Origin of the sequence: Rhizobium sp. 42MFCr.1 (assembly GCF_000377185.1) — a bacterium.
Taxonomy (GTDB): domain Bacteria; phylum Pseudomonadota; class Alphaproteobacteria; order Rhizobiales; family Rhizobiaceae; genus Rhizobium; species Rhizobium altiplani.
In genome coordinates this window covers 1-18,210 of sequence record NZ_KB897879.1, presented here as the reverse complement: position 1 = coordinate 18,210, position 18,210 = coordinate 1, and the positions used below count along the sequence as shown (strand labels likewise).

General features: G+C 62.4%; 16 protein-coding genes and 1 pseudogene. 11 read left to right on the top strand and 6 right to left on the bottom strand.

What is annotated here, in order from left to right; all coding sequences use genetic code 11:
* Nucleotides 1-212: 212 nt before the first annotated feature.
* Nucleotides 213-1,652: a pyruvate kinase gene (pyk, locus tag C934_RS0130465; RefSeq protein ID WP_018860297.1), complete on the bottom strand. Its 1,440-nt coding sequence runs from the start codon at nucleotides 1,650-1,652 to the stop codon at nucleotides 213-215.
* A complete protein-coding gene (locus C934_RS0130460) occupies nucleotides 1,649-2,137 on the bottom strand; it encodes a DUF1036 domain-containing protein (protein ID WP_025658050.1) in 489 nt (162 codons plus the stop codon). The genes pyk and C934_RS0130460 overlap by 4 nt, the downstream gene beginning before the upstream one ends.
* A 198-nt stretch (nucleotides 2,138-2,335) precedes the next feature.
* On the opposite strand from C934_RS0130460, the gene C934_RS0130450 reads away from it, so the two are divergent.
* The 3 genes from C934_RS0130450 (at nucleotide 2,336) to C934_RS0130440 (ending at nucleotide 3,799) form a co-directional block, all read left to right on the top strand.
* Complete coding sequence (locus C934_RS0130450; protein ID WP_025658049.1) at nucleotides 2,336-3,127, top strand: N-formylglutamate amidohydrolase; 792 nt, start codon at nucleotides 2,336-2,338, stop codon at nucleotides 3,125-3,127.
* 11 nt (nucleotides 3,128-3,138) lie between these two features.
* A complete protein-coding gene (locus C934_RS0130445; protein ID WP_018860293.1) occupies nucleotides 3,139-3,444 on the top strand; it encodes a DUF1244 domain-containing protein in 306 nt (101 codons plus the stop codon).
* Between the two features lie 91 nt (nucleotides 3,445-3,535).
* Nucleotides 3,536-3,799, top strand: a complete 264-nt coding sequence (locus C934_RS0130440) for a DUF2312 domain-containing protein (RefSeq protein ID WP_007527482.1) — start codon at nucleotides 3,536-3,538, stop codon at nucleotides 3,797-3,799.
* Nucleotides 3,800-3,873: 74 nt separating this feature from the next.
* On the opposite strand, the gene C934_RS0130435 is transcribed toward C934_RS0130440, so the two are convergent.
* Nucleotides 3,874-4,632: an alpha/beta hydrolase gene (locus C934_RS0130435; RefSeq protein ID WP_018860292.1), complete on the bottom strand. Its 759-nt coding sequence runs from the start codon at nucleotides 4,630-4,632 to the stop codon at nucleotides 3,874-3,876.
* A gap of 388 nt (nucleotides 4,633-5,020) precedes the next feature.
* On the opposite strand from C934_RS0130435, the gene C934_RS0130430 reads away from it, so the two are divergent.
* From C934_RS0130430 to C934_RS0130395, 8 genes are all read left to right on the top strand, one after another.
* On the top strand, nucleotides 5,021-5,638 hold the full coding sequence (locus C934_RS0130430) for an ANTAR domain-containing response regulator (RefSeq protein WP_018860291.1): 618 nt from the start codon (nucleotides 5,021-5,023) through the stop codon (nucleotides 5,636-5,638).
* A complete protein-coding gene (locus tag C934_RS0130425) occupies nucleotides 5,635-6,849 on the top strand; it encodes a CmpA/NrtA family ABC transporter substrate-binding protein (RefSeq protein WP_018860290.1) in 1,215 nt (404 codons plus the stop codon). Before C934_RS0130430 ends, C934_RS0130425 begins: the two co-directional genes overlap by 4 nt.
* Nucleotides 6,850-7,168: 319 nt before the next feature.
* The gene (locus C934_RS0130420; protein ID WP_018860289.1) at nucleotides 7,169-8,431 is read left to right on the top strand and encodes an MFS transporter; all 1,263 of its coding nucleotides are present in this window, start codon (nucleotides 7,169-7,171) and stop codon (nucleotides 8,429-8,431) included.
* 17 nt (nucleotides 8,432-8,448) lie between these two features.
* The gene (nirB, locus tag C934_RS0130415; RefSeq protein WP_018860288.1) at nucleotides 8,449-10,899 is read left to right on the top strand and encodes a nitrite reductase large subunit NirB; all 2,451 of its coding nucleotides are present in this window, start codon (nucleotides 8,449-8,451) and stop codon (nucleotides 10,897-10,899) included.
* Between the two features lie 10 nt (nucleotides 10,900-10,909).
* A complete protein-coding gene (gene nirD / locus C934_RS0130410; protein ID WP_018860287.1) occupies nucleotides 10,910-11,239 on the top strand; it encodes a nitrite reductase small subunit NirD in 330 nt (109 codons plus the stop codon).
* Nucleotides 11,239-13,896, top strand: a complete 2,658-nt coding sequence (locus C934_RS0130405) for a nitrate reductase (protein WP_026372218.1) — start codon at nucleotides 11,239-11,241, stop codon at nucleotides 13,894-13,896. Before nirD ends, C934_RS0130405 begins: the two co-directional genes overlap by 1 nt.
* Complete coding sequence (gene cysG / locus C934_RS0130400) at nucleotides 13,868-15,364, top strand: siroheme synthase CysG (RefSeq protein ID WP_018860285.1); 1,497 nt, start codon at nucleotides 13,868-13,870, stop codon at nucleotides 15,362-15,364. Before C934_RS0130405 ends, cysG begins: the two co-directional genes overlap by 29 nt.
* The gene (locus C934_RS0130395) at nucleotides 15,364-15,681 is read left to right on the top strand and encodes a hypothetical protein (RefSeq protein WP_018860284.1); all 318 of its coding nucleotides are present in this window, start codon (nucleotides 15,364-15,366) and stop codon (nucleotides 15,679-15,681) included. The genes cysG and C934_RS0130395 overlap by 1 nt, the downstream gene beginning before the upstream one ends.
* Before the next feature lie 7 nt (nucleotides 15,682-15,688).
* Here C934_RS0130395 and C934_RS0130390 read toward each other — a convergent pair whose 3' ends face one another.
* The 3 genes and pseudogenes from C934_RS0130390 to C934_RS33025 all read right to left on the bottom strand — a co-directional run.
* Complete coding sequence (locus C934_RS0130390) at nucleotides 15,689-16,795, bottom strand: HPP family protein (protein ID WP_018860283.1); 1,107 nt, start codon at nucleotides 16,793-16,795, stop codon at nucleotides 15,689-15,691.
* Nucleotides 16,796-16,854: 59 nt separating this feature from the next.
* Entirely contained in the window at nucleotides 16,855-17,763 is a 909-nt protein-coding gene (locus tag C934_RS0130385; RefSeq protein WP_018860282.1) for a LysR substrate-binding domain-containing protein, read from the bottom strand.
* A 200-nt stretch (nucleotides 17,764-17,963) separates the two neighbouring features.
* A pseudogene (locus tag C934_RS33025) lies at nucleotides 17,964-18,210 on the bottom strand (group II intron reverse transcriptase/maturase); the annotation flags it as partial.

Below are 18,210 nucleotides of genomic sequence, written 5' to 3'. Positions count from 1 at the left end.
CATATCCGGTTCTTGTCCATCGGCCCGCAGGTTCGATCCACGCTTCCTCCCCACGGTTGGTCACCCCGCCGCAGGTGCGCTTCACTTCGCTCGATGTGACCAGCTTACGGTGGGACTTCCACCCACAAGAATGCGCCCATGCTGGGCGCACAACAAAAAAAGCCGTCGCCTAGGTCAGGCGACGGGCTTTCGTTCAATCCCTACGGAAAATCTTAGACGCCGCTCTGGCCGTCGGAGCCGATATAGGCGATGCGCAGCATGTTGGTGGCACCAGGTGTCCCGAGCGGCACGCCGGCCGAGATAATGATGCGGTCGCCCGGCTTGCCGAAGCCTTCATCGGCTACTATGCGGCAGGCACGGTTGACCATGTCGTCAAGGTCGGTCGCGTCATGCGTGACGACGCAGTGCAGGCCCCACACGATGGCAAGGCGGCGAGCCGTCTGGATGACAGGCGACAGCGCCAGGATCGGCACCTGCGGGCGCTCGCGCGAGGCGCGCAAGCCGGTTGTGCCTGACGAGGTATAACAGACGATGGCCGACAGGCGCAGCGTCTCGGCGATCTGCCGGGCCGCGAGCGAAATCGCGTCGGCGCCGGTTGCCTCCGGCTGCGCACGCTGCGCGTAGATAATACCAGGATAGTGCGGCTCGCGCTCGATGGCGCTGGCGATCGAGGCCATCGTCGAGACCGCTTCGACCGGGTAGTCACCCGAAGCGGATTCCGCCGATAGCATCACCGCATCGGCGCCTTCGAAGACGGCCGTGGCGACGTCGGACACCTCGGCGCGGGTCGGAACCGGCGCGGAGATCATCGATTCCAGCATCTGCGTCGCGACGACGACCGGCTTGCCCGAACGGCGGCAGGCGCGGATCAATTGCTTCTGGATGCCCGGCACGGATTCGAGCGGCATTTCGACGCCGAGGTCACCACGGGCGACCATGAGCGCGTCGGACAGCTCGATGATTTCCTCGATGCGCTCGATCGCCTGCGGCTTTTCGATCTTCGACATGATGCCGACACGGCCGCGCGCGATCTTGCGCACTTCAGCCAGATCTTCCGGGCGCTGCACGAAGGAGAGCGCGACCCAGTCGACATCGTCGGTTTCGAGAACAGCTGCGAGGTCGGTGCGGTCCTTGTCGGTCAGAACCCCGACGGTGAGCAGCGTGTCGGGAAGGCTGACGCCCTTGCGGTCGGAAATCTTCGTGCCGGAAATGACCGTCGTGACGATGCTCTTGCCGTCGCACTTTTCAGCGCGCAGGGCGAGCTTGCCGTCGTCGATCAGCAGGCGGTGACCGGGCTGCACCGATTCCAGAATTTCCGGATGCGGCAGGAACACGCGGGTGGCGTCGCCGGGAATGTCCTTGTTGTCGAGCGTGAAGGTGTCGCCCGGCTTCAGGTCGACCTTGCCTTCGGCGAACTTGCCGACGCGCAGCTTCGGGCCCTGCAGGTCGGCAAGGATGCCGATCGGACGGCCGGAGCGCGCTTCGACGGCGCGGATACGCTTGATCAGCGTGCGCATCACGTCATGGCTGGCGTGGCTCATGTTGATGCGAAAGACGTCGGCACCGGCCTGGTGCAGCTTCTCGATCATCGATTCCTCGGACGAGGCGGGTCCGAGGGTGGCGAGGATTTTAACTTTGCGGTTGCGCTTCATTGATTCGGGCTTTCTTGGGTGCCTGGGGTATCGGAAAGTTGAACCATCCAGCTGCCCTGGCGGCCCGTGTCATATTCCTTGAACCCCATCTTTTGATAGCCACGGGCGTAGCAATCATTGACTCCCGTGATCTTGAACTCGTTTTCCGCCACGCACATCTGCACGTCACCCGTCCATCGGCCTCCCCGGGCAGCGTCTTCGGCGTAGAGATAATAGTATCGGGACTGCAACTCCCCCTCGATCAGCGTCGCACAGGTCGTCGCCGGCACTTGCCACCAGCCTTCCGTCATCCAGCCATCCTTGGCTCGATATCCGATCGCCACGCCCACCAGATTCTGCGTTCCGTTGCACACACGGAAATCCGCGCGGGCCACATCGGCAATGAAGAACGGCGAGAACGCCGCAAGGACAAAAAGGGCAAAACGGGCAAGCGGCCCGGAACGCGTAAGGAAACTTGGCGCGGTCTGGATCAACACGACTTCCAATTGGCTCCCGGTTATTCGATGTTTGTGCTTTCTTGCGCTGCCTCCCGGCGAATGTCAACGCAATGCTAATCGATTATATCCTAGATGACCGACCGTACTTCGGCCGGGCCGCAGCCTTTGCTTGCCAAGCGCGCTTGAACCCATCGGTGACGCGTGCGATCAAAGACGGCCCCGTAAACTGCGATCGACATTTCATCCATGAGCACTTTCAAATCATTTGAACTACTAGCCGGCGATCATGACAAAGGCATGGTGCTGCTCGGCGATCACGCGATGAATCGACTGCCGGAGCGCTATGGACGACTTGGCTTGCCGGACAATGCCTTCGAGCGCCACATCGCCTATGACATCGGCATCGAGGGACTTGTCAGGAACCTGTCGACGAGGCTCCGAGTGCCCGCCGTCCTGGGCGGCTTTTCGCGGTTGCTGATCGACCCGAACCGGGGCGAAGACGACCCCACGCTGATCATGAAGATATCGGACGGCGCGATCGTGCCGGGCAACCATCCGATCACCGTGGAGGAGTGGAATTACCGGATCGAAACGTTCCACCGGCCCTATCACAATGCCGTCAGCGAAACGATCGACAGAGTCGCCAACAAGACCGGGAGTGCGCCGCTCGTTCTCTCGCTTCATTCCTACACGCCGGTCTGGAAACACTTTCCCCGCCCCTGGCACGCAGCCGTTCTGTGGGATACCGACAAGCGCGCAGTCGCCCCCTTGCTTGATTTGTTGCGCAGCGATCCCGATCTCGTGGTCGGTGACAACGAGCCTTACGACGGCGCGCTGAAGGGCGATACAATGTATCGACATTGCATGCTGACCGGCATTCCGCACGCGCTGCTCGAGGTACGCCAGGATCTGATCGGCGACGAGCCGGGTATTGCCGCGTGGGCGGACCGTCTCGCACCGATCTTCGAGACCATGAATGCCGATCCGGCACTGCACGAGTACAACGTGCATGTGTCGCGCACCGGTCCGTACGAATAAAGGAGACCGAGATGGCCGCCCTGACGAGACAACAACAGACCGAATTCGAGGCTGCGGCTTTTCGTCGCCTCGTGGAGCACCTGCGCGAGCGCAGCGATGTCCAGAACATCGATTTGATGAACCTTGCGGGCTTCTGCCGCAACTGCCTGTCCAACTGGTACCGCGAAGCAGCCGAGACGGACGGAGTTCCGCTCTCCAAAGACGAATCGCGCGAAATCGTCTACGGCATGCCGTATGACGATTGGAAGAACCTCCACCAGAACGACGCCTCGGCGGAGCAAAAAGCAGCGTTTGAGCTGAACAAGCCGCACAAATAATTCCTGTGCGGCTCGAATCGGCTTGACCCCGGACACGCTTCGCGGCAGTCAACGCCATCCGAATTTTCCCACCCCCAATCAGGAGAACACGATGTCTGATGCTCATGGCGTCGCCCGCGATCAGCTTCGCGCCTTTGTGGAGCGCATTGAACGCCTGGAAGAAGAAAAGAAGACCATCGCCGACGACATCAAGGACGTCTACGGCGAAGCCAAGGGCATGGGCTTCGATACCAAGATCCTCAAGAAGGTCGTTGCGCTGCGCAAAAAGGACGAGCAGGAACGTATGGAAGAGGACGCAATCCTCGACACCTATCTGCATGCACTCGGCATGATCGAAGCTCCGCCGGAAGGCTGATCGTTTCGCGCCTTACCTTCAAAGCCGCCGACATTCTCGGCGGCTATTTTGTTTGCGATTGGGTCGGGCAGAACTTATCTGCCGGCTTCCTTGGCCGCCTTCTCGATCACGTCAGCAACCTTTTTCGGCTGCGAGGCGAAGACCGCGTGACTGGACTTGATCTCGGTGACCACGCTGCCGGCACGCTTTGCCATGGTCCGCTCCAGTTCGGGGTTGATGGAGCGATCCTCGGTCGCCACGATGGACCAGCTCTTTTTCGTCCGCCAGGCAGGTTCCCCGACTTTGGTGCCAAAGACCTCTTTCGCAGCAAAGACCTGTGACTGCGCCACGAAGGCTGCTTCGGCCTTAGGCAGGTCGGCGGCAAAATCGGCGTGAAAGACGCTTGGATCGAGATAGAGATACTTGCCGTCCTTGGTTTCCTTGATGCCCTTTCCGGCCGGAGGCTTTGAGCCCGCAAGAGTAGCTACACTTTCGCCCTTGTCAGGCTGGAAGGCCGCCACATAGACAAGTCCCTCGACATGCGGGTTCCGGCCGGCTTCCGTAATGACCATGCCGCCATAGCTATGCCCGACCAGTAGCGTCGGCCCATCCTGCAGGTCCAGCACGCGGTTCGCCGCAGCGACGTCGTCGGCGAGCGAGGTCAAAGGTTCCTGTACGACCGTAACGTGAAAGCCGCGCCGCTCCAGGATTTCGGTGGCCTGGCGCCAGCCGGATCCGTCGGCGAAGGCGCCGTGAACAATGACGATGTTCTTGATGTCAGCGGCCTGGGACACAAAGGCGATGACGCTGGTGGCGAGTGCCAGTGCGAAGGTGGAAACGATACGGCGGTTCATGCGGTCGCTCCTTTAATCTATGGGATGCCGGGCTTGAAATGGTCGGGAGGCGCGGCTGAGGTTGAAAACGTGGGTAATCTGGTCTGCGCGACGTATCGCTGATATGTCAGGCTCCATCGTGATATGTAACGCAGTGTAGGAAGCTCAACCCTGTGCAAATTTGCGTGGGAACGCTGCGCCCGCCGCCCTCGCCAATGCTCATAGAATAAGCATTGAAACAAATTGCTTGATTTTGAGGCGTCGTTCGCGCATTCAATGCCGCACAAGGGACTTCGACCTTGGCCTCAGAGATCATAGGGCAAGACAACCGCAGCATGGCACCTTTCGCGATATCAATGCCGACGCTATCTCATCTGACGCAAATCCCTGACGACCGGCGGTAGACCCCGTGGCCAACCGCTCTTCCAAGCCTGGTGACCTCAACGTGCTCGTCATCGACGAGAACAGCATCCGCGCGTCGATCATCGATGTTGGCCTGCGGGAGGCAGGCTACGACAACGTCACGATCATCGACGACATGAACGGCCTCGCGAGGCGTATCACGGAGATCAACCCCGACGTCATCGTCATCGACCTCGAGAACCCGAACCGCGACATGCTGGAAAGCATCTTCCAGATTTCCCGCGCGGTTAAGCGCCCCATTGCAATGTTCGTTGACAAGTCGGACGAGGCCTCCATCGAGGCCGCCGTCGAGGCCGGCGTCTCCGCCTATATCGTCGACGGTCTGAAGCAGGAGCGTGTCCGCCCGATCCTCAAGATGGCGATCAGCCGTTTCAATGCCTTCTCGCGCCTGAACCGCGAGTTGGAGGAAACGCGCGGCGAACTGGAAAACCGCAAGCTGATCGACCGCGCGAAGGGATTGCTGATGCGATCCCGTGGACTGAGCGAAGATGAGGCCTATGCGCTCATGCGGCGAACGGCCATGAACCAGAATAGAAAAATCGTCGAGATTGCCCAAAGCCTGATCACGGCTGCGAGCCTTCTGGATCCGGGAACCTACCCATGACGAGCACACATCAGATCACCGCCGGCTTTCTGCCGCTTCTCGACAGCGCAATTCTGGTCGCCGCCAAGGAGAAGGGCTTTGCAGCGGAACAGGACATCGAGCTGAGGCTCGTGCGTGAACGCTCATGGGCGACGATTCGCGACCGGCTTGCGGTCAGCCATTTCGACGTGGCGCATATTCTCGGCCCCATGCCGATCGCCTGCAATCTCGGACTGACCGCGCCGGCGCCGCGTATGATCGTGCCGATGGCGCTTGGACTTGGCGGCAATGCCGTTACTGTCTCCGCCGACGTCTGGAGCGAGATGGCCGCATGCGGTGCCTCGCCCGATCTCGACGCCGACGCGAGCGGCCTTGCCCTGCGGCGCGTCATTGATAACAGGAAGGGCGAGCGTCTGCGCTTCGGCGTCGTCCACCCCTATTCAGGTCACAACTACGAGCTGCGCTACTGGCTCTCCGCAAGCGGCATCGATCCCGACAAGGATGTGGTGATCGGCGTCCTGCCTCCGCCCGATATGGCGGACGCGCTGACATCAGGCCTCATCGACGGCTACTGCGCCGGCGAGCCATGGAACACACTCGGCGTGCTTCATAACCGCGCGCATCTGGCGACGGTGAAGGCCGCCATCTGGAAATCGAGCCCTGAAAAGGTGCTTGGCGTCAACAACCGCTGGGCCGACGGGCATCCGGAAGCGCTCGCGGCCCTCCTGCGGGCGCTTTACGCGGCCTCCCTCTGGTGCGCCGACATCCGCAATCACGAGGAGCTTGCCAAGCTGCTCGCGAAGCCCGCCTATGTCGATCGGCCTTTGGAAAGTCTGTTACCCGCATTGACCGGTCTGCTGCACATTGGCGGGAAGGAGACGCTGAGCATCAAGGACTTCTTTGTCCCCAATGCCAAGGCAGCGACGTTCCCTTGGAAGAGCCACGCCTTGTGGTTCTACACGCAGATGGTTCGCTGGGGGCACATCCGGCATACCGCAGAACACCAGCAGATCGCCAACGACACCTACAGGCCCGATATTTACAGAAGCGCCTTGAAGGCGCTTGATGTCTCGATGCCGGCGGCGAGTTCGAAGGTGGAGGGTGCGCTCAAGGTCGAGACGCCCGTCGGCTCGAGCGGGGCGCTAACCCTTGGGCCGGACGGCTTCTTCGACGGCGGCCTGTTCGATCCCGATGACGTCGACAGCTATATCGCGAGCCAAGCTCGCCGCTGAGCACGTGCTTATTTTATACGCATTGCACAAATTTTAGAGCGATTGCTGCACGTGCGTTGACACCGAGGACATCCGCGGGATCTCCGCTGCTAACGATTTTCATTCAAAAACAATAGCTTACTAAAACTGGCACGGCCCTTGCTTTGTTATAAGCAGGCCAACAGGCCAAGAATTCCGCGTCCAACGACGGGCGCCCACAGCAAAGCCGCTGATCAGGATATCTCGCGCACGTCTAGTGAAAGCGCGCCCTGACCAGCGGCTTTTTGTTTTTAACCCCTAGCGATGGATAGGCACGACCTTGTCGGGCCCCGGAGAAGCCATGTCTGTTATCAGGAACACGCAGTCCATGTCCGCCGGCGAACCAGCCAAAGCATTGTGGATGTCCACGATTGCCTTCACCCTCTGTTTTGCCGTCTGGACGATCTTCGCGATCATCGGCATCCGCATCAAACAGGATCTCGGCCTGAACGAAGCCGAGTTCGGATTGTTGGTCGGCACGCCCGTTCTGACGGGTTCGCTTGTCCGTATCGTCCTTGGCATCTGGACCGGCCGTTATGGCGGCCGCCTCGTCTACACGCTCACCATGTTGGCTGCTGCCCTGGCGACCTTCCTCCTCTCCTATGCCCAGACCTACACGCAGATGCTGATCGCCGGCCTCGGCGTCGGCCTTGCCGGCGGCTCCTTCGCAGTCGGCGTCGCCTATGTCTCGCCCTTCTTCCCGCCTCAAAAGCAGGGAACGGCGCTCGGCATCTTCGGTGCCGGCAACGTCGGCGCCGCAGTGACCAAATTCGCGGCACCCTTCATCTTGATCGCCTGGGGCTGGCAGGCGGTTGCTCAGATCTGGGCGGTCGGCCTGGCATTAATGGCAATCGTCTTCTGGTTCACCACAACGGATGATCCGGCCTTCCGCCTTCGCCGCGAGGGCAAGGTTGCCTCCAAGAGCCTGGCACAGGAATTCGCGCCGCTGAAAAACGTCCAGGTCTGGCGTTTCTCCCTCTACTACTTCTTCGCCTTCGGCGGTTTCGTTGCCCTGTCGCTGTGGCTGCCCCGCTATCTGGTCGGTGTTTACGGCTTCAATCTAGCAACTGCAGGCATGGTCGCAGCCGCTTATTCCATTCCGGGCAGCATCTTTCGTGCATTCGGCGGTGTTGTCTCCGACAAGAAGGGCGCCCGCAGCGTGATGTATGTGATGTTCGCCGTCGCAGCTGTCGCGACACTCATCCTGTCACTCCCGGCTGCCGGCGCAAGCGCAACGGTCGGCATCACGCCTGCGGTCTTCATCGTCGTCATCTTCGCTCTCGGCTTCGTCATGAGCCTCGGCAAGGCCGCCGTCTACAAGCACATCCCGGCCTACTACCCTGAAAGCGTCGGCGCCGTTGGCGGCATCGTCGGCATGATGGGCGGCCTTGGCGGCTTCATCCTGCCGATCGCCTTCGGCTTTCTCAAGGATATGACCGGCCTCTGGTCGAGCTGCTTCATGCTGCTCTTTGCGATCGTGATCATTTCGCTGGTCTGGATGCACCTGTCGGTCAAGCAACTCGACCGCCGTGGCCTCTCCGCCCAAGCCGTCGCTGCCACCTGATCTGAGGACCTGAAACCATGACTGAGAAGCTTGTCATCATCGGCAACGGCATGGCGCCCGGGCGCATGCTCGAGCACCTGTTCGAAAGGACGCCGGGCCAATATCAGGTCACGATCTTCAACGCCGAGCCGCGCGTCAACTACGACCGCATCATGCTCTCGCCGGTTCTGTCCGGCGAAAAGGACTACGAAGAGATCATCATCCACGGCGATGGATGGTACATCAAGCACGGCATCACCCTCTACAAGGGCCACAAGATCATCAAGATCGACCGTGCGGCCAAGACGGTCACGTCGGATCACGGCGTCACGGAAAGCTACGACAAGCTGGTGATCGCCACCGGCTCCGTGCCCTTCATCATTCCCGTGCCCGGCAAGGATCTGCCCGGCGTCATCACCTATCGCGACCTCGACGACGTGCAGGCGATGCTGCTCGCCGCCCAGTCTCGCGAGAAAGCGATCGTCATCGGCGGCGGCCTGCTCGGCCTTGAAGCGGCGGCCGGCCTTGCCTCTCGCGGCATGGACGTCACTGTCCTGCATGTCATGCCGACACTGATGGAGCGCCAGCTCGATCCTGCTGCCGGCTATCTCCTGCAGAAGGCAGTGGAAGAGCGAGGCATCAAGGTCATCTGCAAGGCCAATACCAAGGCCATCATCGGTAACGGCAAGGTCGAGGGCATCGAGCTCGACGACGGCCGTATCATTCCGGCGACCCTCGTCGTCATGGCGGTCGGCATCCGCCCGAGCGTTGGGCTCGCCAAGGACGCCGGCATTGCCGTCAACCGCGGCATCGTCGTCGATGACGGCATGCTGACCTCGGACGGCAGCATCATGGCGCTCGGCGAATGCGCCGAAGTCGGCGGCATGGTCTACGGCCTTGTCGCTCCGCTTTACGAGATGGCCCGCGTCGCCGCCTCGCATCTATCCGGCGACCGTTCCGCTGCCTTCGTGCATTCCGACACGCCGACCAAGCTCAAAGTGACAGGCATCGAGCTCTTCTCGCTCGGTGACTTCGCCGATGGCGACGACCGAGAGGAAATCGTGCTGCGCGACGCCTCAGCCGGCGTCTATAAGCGCCTCGTGTTGAAGGACAACAGGATCATCGGCACCGTGCTCTACGGCGAAACCGCCGACGGCGCCTGGTTCAACGATCTGAAAAAGAAACAGACCGATATCAAGGAAATGCGCGAAACGCTGATCTTTGGTCAGGCCTACCAGGGAGGGTCGCCGCTGGACCCTATGGCGGCCGTTGCAGCCTTGCCGGATGACGCGGAAATCTGTGGCTGCAACGGCGTATGCAAGGGCAAGATCACGTCGACGATCACGTCCAAAGGCCTGACGTCACTGGACGACGTGCGCGCCCACACCAAGGCGTCCGCCTCCTGCGGCTCCTGCACCGGCCTCGTTGAAAAGCTGATGACGCTGACGCTTGGCGACAGCTACAACCCGGCCGCCGTCACGCCGATGTGCACCTGCACCGAACTCAGCCATGACGACGTCCGCCGCCTCATCAAGGCCAAGGGTCTGAAGAGCATCCCTGCCGTCATGCAGGAGCTCGAATGGAAGACGTCGTGCGGTTGCGCCAAGTGTCGCCCGGCTCTCAACTACTACCTCGTCTGCGACTGGCCGGACGAATATGCCGACGACTACCAGTCGCGCTTCATCAACGAACGCGTCCACGCCAACATCCAGAAGGACGGCACCTATTCCGTCGTTCCGCGCATGTGGGGCGGCGTGACGAACTCCAACGAACTGCGCGCCATCGCTGATGTCGTCGACAAGTTCGAAATCCCGATGGTGAAGGTGACGGGCGGCCAGCGCATCGACCTGCTCGGCATCGAGAAGGAAGACCTGCCGGCTGTCTGGGCCGATCTCGGCAAGGCAGGATTTGTTTCCGGACAGGCCTATGCCAAGGGCCTGCGCACGGTGAAGACCTGCGTCGGCTCCGATTGGTGCCGCTTCGGCACGCAGGACTCCACCGGCCTCGGTATCCGCATCGAGAAGTTCATGTGGGGCTCCTGGACGCCGGCGAAGCTGAAGCTCGCCGTCTCCGGCTGCCCGCGCAACTGCGCCGAAGCGACCTGCAAGGATATAGGCGTCATCTGCGTCGACTCGGGTTTCGAGATCCACTTCGCCGGCGCCGCCGGCCTCGACATCAAGGGCACGGAGGTCCTCGGCCTCGTCAGGACCGAGGACGAGGCGCTGGAGCATATCGTGGCGCTGACACAGATGTATCGCGAGCAGGCCCGCTATCTCGAGCGCATCTACAAGTGGGCAAAGCGCGTCGGCTTGGAGGAAATACGCCGCCAGATCATGGGCGACGCCGACAAGCGCGAGGCTTACTACGATCGCTTCGTCTTCTCCCAGAAATTCGCCCAGGTCGATCCCTGGTCGGAGCGCGTCTCCGGCAAGGACAAGCATGAGTTCAAGCCGATGGCGACCATCGGTTACCCGCAGGCCGCTGAGTAAGGAGATTGATATGAACTGGATTTCAATCGGCGACATCTCCGACATTCCGCTGCGGGGCGCTCGCTGCGTGAAGACACCCCAGGGAAAGATCGCCGTCTTCCGAACGGCCGAAAACGAGGTCTTCGCCATCGAGGACCACTGCCCGCACAAGGGCGGGCCGCTCTCCCAGGGCATCGTCCATGCCAAGGCAGTCACCTGCCCGTTGCACAACTGGGTGATCTCGCTCGAAACCGGCAAGGCGCTCGGCGCCGATGAGGGCGAAGTGCGGACCATTCCCGTCCGCAACGAGGACGGCGCCCTCTACATCGCGCTCGAAAGCCTGATGATGGCAGCCGAATGATGCAGAAAGAGGTCAAGACAACCTGTCCCTATTGCGGTGTCGGCTGCGGCGTCATCGCCAAGCTCGCGGAAGACGGCAAGGTGTCCGTCAAGGGCGACCCGGACCATCCCTCCAACTTCGGGCGGCTGTGCTCGAAGGGCTCGGCGCTCGGAGAAACCGTCGATCTCGACGGGCGCATCCTCCATCCGGAAATTGCGGGGGAGCGGGCGGAATGGGGACAGGCGCTTGACCTCGTCGCGCAACGATTTTCCGATGCCATCGCCGAGCACGGCCCCGATTCCGTTGCTTTCTATGTGTCCGGCCAGCTGCTGACCGAGGACTACTATATCGCCAACAAGCTGATGAAGGGCTTCATCGGTTCGGCCAACATCGACACCAATTCGCGGCTCTGTATGTCGTCCTCCGTCGCCGGTCACCGCCGCGCCTTCGGCTCGGACACAGTGCCGGGTACCTACGAAGACATCGAGCTTGCCGATCTGGTGATCCTCACCGGCTCGAACCTCGCCTGGTGCCACCCGGTCATCTACCAGCGGCTGGCGGCGGCCAAGGCCGCGCGCCCCGGCATGAAGGTCGTCGTCATCGATCCGCGGCGGACGATGACATCAGATATCGCCGACCTGCATCTCGCCATCCGCCCGGACAGCGATGTTGCCCTTTTCGTCGGCCTTTTCGAACACCTGATCGCAAGCAACGCCATCGACCAGAACTACGTCGCCGAACATACCAACGGCTTTGCGGAGGCCTTTACGGCTGCCACAGGCGTCTCCTTCAACGAGGTGCTCGATATGACCGGCCTGCCGGCCATGCAGCTTCGCGAATTCTACCGCCTCTTTGCCACGACCGAGAAGGTCGTCACCTGCTACAGCCAGGGCGTCAACCAGTCCTCATCTGGCACCGACAAGGTCAACGCCATCATCAACTGTCATCTCGCCACCGGCCGCATCGGCCGGCCGGGCATGGGCCCGTTCTCGCTCACCGGCCAGCCGAATGCGATGGGTGGTCGCGAAGTCGGTGGGCTTGCCAACATGCTTGCCGCCCACATGGCCATCGAAAATGCCGAGGACCGCGACCGTGTCCAGCGCTTCTGGAATGCGCCGGCCATTGCGCAAACGCCGGGCCTGAAGGCCGTCGACATGTTCAGGGCTGTCGCCGACGGCCGCATCAAGGCGCTCTGGATCATGGCGACCAACCCGGTTGTTTCCATGCCGGATGCCGACGCCGTCGAGGCCGCCATCAAGGCTTGTCCCTTCGTCGTCGTCTCCGATGTCCTGAAAAGCACAGACACCGCCCGTCACGCCCATGTCCTTCTGCCCTCGCTCGGCTGGGGTGAGAAGAGCGGCACTGTCACCAACTCCGAGCGCCGCATCTCCCGCCAGCGCCCCTTCCTCGATGCACCGGGAGAGGCCCGCGCCGACTGGTGGCAGCTTGCCGAAGTGGCGCGCCGCATGGATTTTGCCCAAGCCTTCGACTTCAGCTCCAATGCCGAAATCTTCGACGAGCACGCCGCTCTCTCCGCCTTCGAGAACAACGGCCGTCGCGACTTTGATATCGGCGCATACGTCGGCTTGAACCGTCAGTCGTACGACGAACTCCCCCCTTTCCAGTGGCCACAGCCCGCAAGCCACAACGCGACCGAGACCCGCTTCTTCGCCAAGGGCGGCTTCTACCACGCCGACGGCAAGGCACGTTTCATCGCCGTCGAACCGGTCGCCTCGGATCGCACCAGCGCCGACTATCCCTTCACACTGAACACCGGCCGTATCCGCGACCAGTGGCACACGATGACCCGGACGGGCAAAAGTGCGCGGCTCTCCTCGCACATCGCCGAGCCCTTCGCAGAGCTTCATCCGCGCGACGCCATCGAGATCCGCGTCGGCAATGCCGGCCTCGTCGAAATAGAAAGCCCTCACGGCAAAGCCGTGGTTCGCGCCCTGATCACCGAGCGCCAGGCGCGCGGCAGCATTTTCGTACCGATGCACTGGAACGATCAGTTCGCCGCGAAGGCACGCATCGACGCCGTCGTCGCACCCTTGACCGACGCAATCTCCGGCCAGCCGGCATCGAAGAATGGTGCGGTTGCTGCTCGACGCTTCAAAGCGGCGCGCTACGGTTTTGCCGTTTCCGCAGCCAAGCCTGATCACCTCGATGCCGCCTATTGGGCGCTGGCAAAGGCCGAAGGCGGCTGGCGAGTGGAGCTCGCCTTCGACCAGCCGGTCGAGGACTGGTGCACGTGGTGCCGCAGCACCTTCGCTATTCCCGAGGGCGTCGAGCCGCTTGGTTACGCCGACCAGCAATCCGGCGATCTGAGGCTTGCCTTCTTTGGCGGCCAGCGACTGCTTGCCGCCTTGTTCCTGGCGCGCGAACCGGTGGCTGTTGCGCGCAACTGGGCGATCTCTCAGCTCACCGCCGAGCACACCAATCTGCGCAAGCGCTTCGCTCTCGTTGCCGGTCGCCCGGGCGCAGACAAGCCCGATCCGGGTGCCACCGTCTGCTCCTGCTTCGGCGTCGGCGTCAACCAGATCGTCGCCGCTGTACGCGGCGGCTGCCACAGCGTCGAAGCCGTCGGCAAGGAACTCAATGCCGGAACCAACTGCGGCTCGTGCCGCGCCGAAATCAGGGGGATCATCGATGGATGTCTTGCAGCAGCCGCGGAATGAAGCACCCGCCCGCATGGAACCGCTTGCCAAGCTGCCGGTGTTCTGGGCACTTGAATCCAAGCGCGTGATCCTCGCCGGCGGATCCGATGCCGCCGCCTGGAAAGCCGAGCTTCTCGCTGCCTGCGGCGCGGAGGTGCATGTCTACGCCGACGCGCTTTCCGACACTTTCGAGAAGCTGATCTCGCGCGGCGCCGAGCATCCTCGGGGCAGTTTCGTCCGTCACTGCCATGGATGGGATGAAACCATCTTCGCCGGCGCGGCCATCGCCATCGCCGACTGTGAGGAAGAGGACGAGGCGAAAGCCTTCTTCGACGCCGCCCGCATGGCCGGCGTCCCAGTCAACGTCATAGACAAGCCTGCCTTCTGCCAGTTCCAGTTCGGCTCCATCGTCAACCGCTCACCCGTCGTCGTCTCGATCTCGACGGATGGCGCCGCCCCGATCCTCGCCCAGGCGATCCGGCGTCGCATCGAGACGTTGCTGCCTTGGACACTGAAGGGTTGGGCTGAACTCGCTCAGACATTGCGCGACCGGGTCAATGAACGACTGACTCCCGGCCCGCTCCGCCGCGCCTTTTGGGAGCGATTTGTCGATCGCGCCTTTTCAAGTTCGGATACGCCGGAGGAGGGCGTCGGCGGGCTGCTTCTCGAGGAGGCCGACAGGCTTCGGGAAGCGCCCGCCCACTCCTCGCGCGGTCGCGTGACGCTGGTCGGCGCCGGCCCGGGTGATGCGGAGCTTCTGACGTTGAAGGCCGTCCGCGCCCTGCAAGCCGCAGACGTGATCCTCTTCGACGACCTGGTTTCTTCAGAGGTTCTGGAGCTTGCCCGGCGAGAAGCCAAGCGCATGTTGGTTGGCAAGCGCGGTGGCCGCACAAGCTGCCGCCAGGAAGACATCAACGCCATGATGGTGAAGCTCGCCAAATCAGGCAAGCGGGTCGTACGGCTGAAGTCCGGCGATCCGATGATCTTCGGCCGCGCCGGCGAAGAGATTGCCCATCTCGATCGCGAAAACATCCCCGTCGATGTCATCCCCGGCATAACAGCCGCAAGCGCCATGGCGTCCCGCCTCGGGATTTCGCTGACGCATCGCAACCATGCCCAATCCGTCCGCTTCATCACCGGCCATTCTCGTCATGGCGGCCTGCCGATCGATGTCGACTGGACCGCTGTCGCCGATCCGCACACCACAGCTGTCTTCTACATGGGTGGCAGGACGGCACCGCTCATCGCCGACCGGTTGATCGAGGAAGGCCTGCCGCCGGAAACGCCGGCCATCATCATCAGCGACGTGAGCCGTTCGACCGAACGTGACTGGAGCGGCACGCTCGCAACCATCCCTGAGGGAATTGCGGCGATCGGCTACGACAATCCGGTACTGATTGCGGTCGGCACTGCGCTTGCAGCACGCCTGAACGTTCGCGACACGAACGGTTTCGACGGTGATCATCGTTTGGTCATGGGTGCGCGCTGATGCAACTCCACACGATCGCCCCCGCCCTCCTCGTTCTTGCCATTGCCTTGAGCTGGCCGCCCTTCAGCAGCATCTTTCGCGGCGAAACACAGGCCGCGGTGGCAACTGCGCCGCTGACCATGATCGCCAGCGCCGTCAGCCTTTCCGCTCTCGGATTGGCCTTCGCCGGCAACGGACCATGGCTCGGCATGCTGATCGCGGCGCTAGGCCTGCTTCTCGGCTGGACGATGCGCACGCCGGCGCCGCCGTTTGCCATCTCGCTTTCCGCGCTTAGTCTGGCCGCATACCTGCAGTTCGGACCGCCCACTCTCTTCTAGCCGCCATTCAGGCCGCGATCCGCGCCGTCCGTTCCGGCAGCATGTGGGCCATGGCGCTTAGCAGGTCCGTCTGCGAGATGAGCCCGACGACATGGCCGGTGGGATCGACGATGACAACGGCGTGGGTGCGCCCGTCCGTCAAGACGGGCAACAGACTGACGGCCGGCGCATCCGGAGGAGCGGTTGCCGCCGTCACGATATGGCCGGCAACCTGCTCGGCCTGCATCAATTCGCGCAGCCCGACCGTGCCGATCAATCGCCCACTGCCATCCTTAACGGGCAGCGTGCGGATGTTGTGCTTCAAAAGCAGCGCGCGCGCATCCTCCGCCGTGGCTTTCTCCCCGACCGCAATCACATCACGCGACATGATGTCGGCGCAGCTGACGGTGCCATGGGAACGAACGGCAGCCTCCACCTCGACCTGCCGCAGCAAGCGGCTCAGGTCGCCGCGGTCGATATCGAACGTTTCCTCGAACTTCGCCAGCGCCGCGTCGACGTCTTCCTCGCGGAAGCCTATCCGTGTCACGGACGGCGGATCGATCGTCTGATGCGTATTGACCGGCGCCGGCACGGCGACGTGCGGATAGTTTCGCCGTCCCAGTTTATGGAAAACAATGCCGAGCGCCACCAGGATGCAGGAATTCAGCGCCACCGGCACGAAGGGAAAAAGCAGCCCCCAGCTCGCTACCGCCGGGCCGCCCAGCACGGCGGTCAGCGCCGCGGCGCCACCCGGCGGGTGAAGGCAGCGGGTGAACGACATGGCGCCGATCGCCAACGAGACCCCGACGCCGATCGCGATGATCGGTTCATGAATGAAGTGTGCGGCGAGAATGCCCATCATGGCGGAGATCGTGTTGCCACCAATGATCGACCAGGGCTGTGCCAGCGGACTTGCCGGCACGGCGAAAAGCAGCACCGCCGAAGCCCCCATCGGCGCGACAATCAGCGGCAGATGCGGACCCTGGCCGAAGAAATAGCCACAGACCATGCCTGTCAGCGCGATCGCAATCAGCGCGCCAAGGCAGGCAAGCATGCGCTCACGCAGCGTGGCGCCGGCGAGGATCGGCGAAAACAAGCGGCGGCCGAGGGCCTTGGGAGTGCTGGAATCTGACATGACGAACCGACAGTTTGTGAAACGAAGCGTGCGGGTTGCAAGAAGGTTGCGCGCAGAGGTCAGCCGCTTGGAGGTGAGAGGCCGTCCCTGCCCCTCGAGGCAATGAGGACATCGTGAAAAGCCTCGAACGCGTCCGATCGGTCACCCTTGCGGCGAACGAGAAAGGTCTCCACTGCGCCAATCTCGCGGGTGACGATATCGGCGGGCCAGCGCAGAAGGTCGTAGACGGAGCGCGGCATGACGCCGAAGGCGTTGCCGGCGACAATGCTGGCGAGGATCGCATGATAGGAGCCGAGCTCGAGCGTGCGCGGCGAAGCGGCGTCCTCAGCCCACTCCTCGGCCATGCGCCGATAGGTGCAGCCTGGTTCCATCGCGGCGAGCGTCCCGACACGCAGATCGGCTACGGCTTTCACCTCGGGATGCTTCGGCGGAAGGACGAGGATCAGATCCTCGAGATAGATCCGCCGCGCTTCAAACCGGCCGAGGTCGAGATCGGCATAGCGCGTCTCGTCCAGCGACGTCTGCGGCGGCCGCGCGATCAACGCGCAATCCAGCTCTTCGGCGAGCACGCTCTGCATGAGCTCCCTTGTCGCCCCCATCGTCAATTGCAGGGAAACGTCGGGCCACAGCGACCCGAACCGCCTGATGACGTCGGGGAGTCGGCTCGCGGCCGTGCTTTCCATCGTTCCGACGCGCATCACGCCCGATGCAGCCAGCGGCCGCACGGCCTGCTTTGCTTCCACGGCCAGATCGGCAAGACGTGTCGCATAGGATAGAAAGATCGTGCCTTCGCGCGTCAACGACATCTTTTTGCCGTCTCGAGAAAACAGTGCCACCCCAAGATCCTCTTCGAGCTGCTGGACGCGCGTCGTGACGTTCGACGGCACACGCCCCACTGCGGCCGCCGCCTTCGTGACGCTGGAATGCGCCGCGACTGCCTTGAAGATTTCAATTGACGACAGATCCATATATTCGCTCGAAAAGAATACGGGAGGCGCTTTATTCTCTAAATGGAAACGAAAATCAACCGCTCTTTCTGGGATGTGACCGCGTTGCCCGATTTTTCCGCCCTGGCCCGGAATCGGCATAGGGGGCGATCATATTTGATCGCTCCCCTGCCACACCACCCGGCATGCGGGTCCGCACCGGGCGGTTCGAGGGATTGAGGTTATGCGAGTCTGGGCATTCCGAGTTGGTCGGCCCATCTGATGGTGAGAACGGCGTTGATGAGCTTGCCGCTGTTGCGCCACCAGCGGCGGGCGTTTGCCGCCACCTGTAGGGCCACATCGGGTTTTGCCCCCCGAACCGTCAGTTCCCGGAAGATAGTCCTGCTGTGCTTCCATTGCTTGAGCTGGATAGCCCTCAAACGGTGACGCATCCATTCGTCCAGCCTTTGCCAGACCCGAGATGTTTGC